Below are 552 nucleotides of genomic sequence, written 5' to 3'. Positions count from 1 at the left end.
TCGCCGTCAGCTGTTACCCAGCCAGTCAGCATCTTACCGTCAGCATCGAAGAAGAAGGTGCTTCCCTTGTAAAGGATCTTCTTGTTGTCTGCTCTCTTACCTGTGGACTGGAAGTAGAACCACTCCTCATCTGCATCCTCGTCCTCGTACGGGGTTGTTAATCTCCAGTCGTTTACGATCTTTGCACCGCTGGAGTTTACGAAGTAGTAATCTCCGTCATACTCTACCCAGCTGGAACGAACGAGCATTCCGTCGTCGCCTACATAGTACTCCTTACCATTGCTGGAGCAGAAGGTATTCTCATATACATCGCCATTCTTGTCGTAGCAGTACCACTCGCCATCTACCATCATCCAGGTGCCCTTTGCAGCTGCGAAGGATGTGATGGAAGCGCCTAATGCTAACAGAGCTGCTGCGGATACTACGGCAGCAATTTTAGTCTGCTTTCTCATAATTAATGCACTCTCCTTTTTTTCTTTTTGAAACTTTTTTGAAATTCCTAATTGCATTACGAGGAACATTATACTTCTTATAAGAGAAATTATCGGAATT

Annotated in this window: 1 pseudogene; it reads right to left on the bottom strand. The window is 45.5% G+C overall.

The features are described 5' to 3' along the window. Nucleotides 1-452: pseudogene (locus tag OCV69_RS16630) on the bottom strand (glucan-binding protein); the annotation flags it as partial. Nucleotides 453-552 lie beyond the last annotated feature (100 nt).

It is taken from the genome of Alitiscatomonas aceti, from assembly GCF_025567195.1.
In the GTDB taxonomy this organism is placed as follows: Bacteria; Bacillota; Clostridia; order Lachnospirales; family Lachnospiraceae; genus Alitiscatomonas; species Alitiscatomonas aceti.
Note: the sequence above shows the minus strand (reverse complement) of the source record. Positions and strands in the feature narration are given on the sequence as shown.